Source organism: Arhodomonas sp. KWT (genome assembly GCF_010993615.1).
Genome location: NZ_WNXE01000219.1, coordinates 1 through 3,510, shown reverse-complemented (window position 1 = coordinate 3,510; position 3,510 = coordinate 1). Strand labels below are relative to the sequence as shown.

5 protein-coding genes are annotated in these 3,510 nt (G+C 71.5%); all 5 read left to right on the top strand.

Translation table 11 applies throughout. The features are described 5' to 3' along the window. On the top strand, nucleotides 1–501 hold a 501-nt coding region (locus G7A99_RS16880), incomplete at its 5' end, for a peptidylprolyl isomerase (RefSeq protein ID WP_205599890.1). A 23-nt stretch (nucleotides 502–524) separates the two neighbouring features. Then, complete coding sequence (gene pdxA / locus G7A99_RS16875) at nucleotides 525–1,481, top strand: 4-hydroxythreonine-4-phosphate dehydrogenase PdxA (RefSeq protein ID WP_163142309.1); 957 nt, start codon at nucleotides 525–527, stop codon at nucleotides 1,479–1,481. After that, the gene (gene rsmA, locus G7A99_RS16870; protein WP_163142306.1) at nucleotides 1,478–2,248 is read left to right on the top strand and encodes a 16S rRNA (adenine(1518)-N(6)/adenine(1519)-N(6))-dimethyltransferase RsmA; all 771 of its coding nucleotides are present in this window, start codon (nucleotides 1,478–1,480) and stop codon (nucleotides 2,246–2,248) included. The genes pdxA and rsmA overlap by 4 nt, the downstream gene beginning before the upstream one ends. Nucleotides 2,249–2,328: 80 nt before the next feature. Next, on the top strand, nucleotides 2,329–2,760 hold the full coding sequence (locus G7A99_RS16865) for a universal stress protein (RefSeq protein ID WP_018716510.1): 432 nt from the start codon (nucleotides 2,329–2,331) through the stop codon (nucleotides 2,758–2,760). A gap of 298 nt (nucleotides 2,761–3,058) precedes the next feature. Further along, nucleotides 3,059–3,510: transaldolase family protein (locus G7A99_RS16860; RefSeq protein ID WP_305792327.1), on the top strand; the 452-nt coding region annotated here is incomplete at its 3' end.

The following is a 3,510-nucleotide window of genomic DNA, read 5'->3' as shown; positions in this document are numbered from 1 at the left end:
AAGATGGAGGACCGCCGCGCCGCCGAGCGGCACGTCGTCACCCAGAGCCATATCCGCCACATCATGATCCAGACCAACGAGGTCGTCACCGACAGCGACGCCCGCAAACGGCTGCAGGCGCTGCGCCAGCGCATCGAGGGCGGCGCCTCGTTCGAGGCACTCGCCCGCGCGAACTCCGATGACAAGGCCACCGCCGCCGACGGCGGCGACATGGGCTGGCTCGGCCCGCAGGAGATGCCGCCGGCCGTCCGCCGCGCCGTCGAGGGCATGCAGGCCGGCAGCGTGAGCCGGCCGTTCAAGTCCCGCAACGGCTGGCACCTGATCCAGCTGGTCGAACAGCGGCGCAAGGACACCACCGAGGCCTACCGCCGCAACCAGGCCGCCGAGCAGCTACGCCAGCGCAAGGAGGACGAGGAGCTCGAGCTGTGGCTGCGACAGCTCCGCGAGGAGGCCTACGTGGACTACCGCCTCGACAACCCGGCGGGGGCCGCCAACTCGTGACCGCCCCCGCCCTGGCGGTCACCATGGGCGAGCCGGCGGGCATCGGCCCGGACCTGCTCGCCATGCTCGCCGCGAACCCGCCGGGGGGCTGCCGCCCGGTGCTGGTGGGCGATCCGGAGGTGATCGCCGCACGGGCCCGGACGCTCGGACTGGATATCGGGCTCGTGCCCTACCGCCCGGACGCGCCGGCCCCGGACCGCGGTCTGGAGATCGAGGCGGTCGCGATGCACACGGCGGTGACCCCGGGACGGCTGGACCCCGGCAACGGCGCCGCCGTGCTTGCCATGCTCGACACCGCCCTGGGCGGCTGTCTCGACGGGCGCTTCGCCGGCATGGTCACCGCTCCGGTACACAAGGGCGTGATCAACGAGGCCGGCGTGCCCTTCAGCGGGCACACGGAATACCTCGCCCACCACAGCGGCGGCGACCTGCCGGTGATGATGCTCGTCGCCGGCGACCTCCGCGTGGCGCTGGTCACCACTCACCTGCCCCTGCGCGAGGTCGCCGACGCGATCACCGCCGGGCGCCTGGAGCGGGTGACACGCACGCTCGAGGACGAGCTGCGCCGGCGCTTCGGCATCGCCGCGCCCCGGATCCTTGTCGCCGGCGTCAATCCCCACGCCGGCGAGGGCGGCCACCTGGGACGCGAGGAGATCGAGGTGGTCGCGCCCGTGCTCGAACGCCTGCGCGGCGAGGGCATGGCACTCACCGGACCGCTGCCCGCGGATACCCTGTTCACCCCGGAGCACCTGGAGCACGCCGACGCGGTGCTTGCCATGTACCACGACCAGGGGCTGCCGGTGCTCAAGTACGCGGGCTTCGGCGAGGCGGTGAACGTCACCCTCGGGCTGCCCGTGGTGCGCACCTCCGTCGATCACGGCACCGCCCTCGACCTCGCCGGCAGCGGCCGGGCCCGGGACGGCAGCCTCCGCGCCGCGATCGAGCTCGCCACCCGCCTCGCCACCGGGGGCGGCCGTTGAGCCACCGGCCCCGCAAGCGCTTCGGCCAGAATTTCCTCCACGAGCGCGCCTACATCGAGCGCATGATCGCCGCCATCGCGCCGACGCCCGGCGAGGCCATCGTGGAGATCGGTCCCGGCCAGGGCGCACTCACCCGGCCGCTGCTGGAGGCCGCCGGGGCACTCACTGTCATCGAGCTCGACCGCGACCTCATCGCCGGACTGGAGCGCCTCGACGCCGGTAGCGGCCGGCTGCGCATCATTCAGGGCGACGCCCTGCGCGTCGATCCGGCCTCGCTGGGCGAGGGTCCGATACGCGTCGTCGGCAACCTGCCCTACAACATCTCCACGCCGCTGCTCTTCCACCTCACCGCCGGCGCCGCGCCCATCTCCGACCTGCACCTCCTGCTCCAGCGCGAGGTCGTCGAACGCATGGCCGCGGCACCGGGGGGCGGCACCTACGGCCGGCTGTCGGTGATGATCCAGTACCGCTGCCGGGTGGAGCCGCTGTTCGATGTCCCGCCCGGGGCGTTCACGCCGGCACCCCGGGTCACCTCGACCTTCGTGCGCCTGGTGCCCCATGCCGCCCCGCCGGTCGACGTGCCCGACGAGGAACGCCTCGCCACCGTGGTGGCCCGGGCCTTCGCCGCCCGGCGCAAGACCCTGCGCAATGCCCTGTCCGGGCTGCTCGACGCCGGCGCCATCGCCGGGGCCGGGGTCGACCCGCGGACACGCGCCGAAACGCTGAGCCTCGACGACTTCGCCGCACTCGCACGGCGACTGGACTGAAGCGGACACGGAGCGCTTCTCCACGGCGCGCGCGTGCATTACCCTGAGGCCATGCCGAATGCCGACGGGGAGGCCATGGCATGGAGGGGTATCAGCACATTCTGCTCGCCGCGGATTTCCAGGACGACAGCGCCTGTGTGGGTCTGCGCGCCCGGGATATGGCGGAGCGCTACGGCGCCCGGCTGAGCCTGCTGCACGTGGTGGAGAATATGCCGGTGGAGCCCGGCAACGAGCTCATGATCCCGCCCACCGCGAACGTGGAGCAGGAACTGCTCGCCAATGCCGAGCGCCGTCTGCGCGAACTCGGCGAGAAACTGGGCGTCGCCGAAGACGACCGGGAGGTGCGGGTCGGACAGACCAAGCGCGAGATCATCGAACATGCGCAGGAATGCGGCGCGGATCTCATCGTGGTGGGCTCGCACAGCCGCCACGGCCTCGCACTGCTGCTCGGCTCGACGGCGAACGCGCTACTCCACGGCGCGCCCTGCGACGTCCTCGCGGTGCGCCTCTAGCGGCAACGGCCCGGGCGTGTTGCGCTGGCGGGCCTCAGAGGTAGGGGACGAACACCGAGGCCGCAAAGGCCACGGCAACGGCAATCGTCAGAGATGTCAGCAGATCGGGCTTTCGCATGATGGCTCGCTGTTTCCGGCACCTGCGCCCCCGGCCGACGATACATGCCACCGGAAGCGAACGCGCTAGAGCGTAACACAACATGACCGCCCGCAACTTTGCGGAAACCCGGCAATATGCCAATTCCGCACCGCGGCCGGCCCCGGGGCGACGACGATCACGACCAACAGGGAAACCGGGATGAGCAACACCCCCCTGCACCACCTGCAACGACTCGGCCAGAGCGTGTGGCTGGACACCATCCACCGCGGCCTCATCGACGACGGCGGCCTGCATGCCCACCTCGAACGTGACGCGGTCACCGGGGTGACCACCAATCCGACCATCTTCGACCAGGCGATCGCCGACGGCACACGCTACGACAGCGCGCTCCGCGCGGCGCTGGCGCGACATCCCGAGGCCCGGGCGGAAGACCTGTTCTTCGAGCTCGCGATCGCGGACGTGTGCGACGCGGCCGACATCCTCCTGCCCGTCTACGAGGCCACGGAAGGGCGGGACGGCTTCGTCAGCATGGAGGTTTCCCCACTGCTCGCCGGCGACAGCGAGGCCAGCATTGAGCAGGCGTGCTGGCTGGTCGAGCGCATCGAGCGCGATAACCTCATGGTCAAGATCCCGGGCACCGAGGCCGGACT

Coding starts and splice junctions, on each gene's coding strand:
- pdxA (WP_163142309.1), top strand. CDS start 525: ATGGGCGAGCCGGCGGGCATCGGCCCGGACCTGCTCGCCATGCTCGCC.
- G7A99_RS16865 (WP_018716510.1), top strand. CDS start 2,329: ATGGAGGGGTATCAGCACATTCTGCTCGCCGCGGATTTCCAGGACGAC.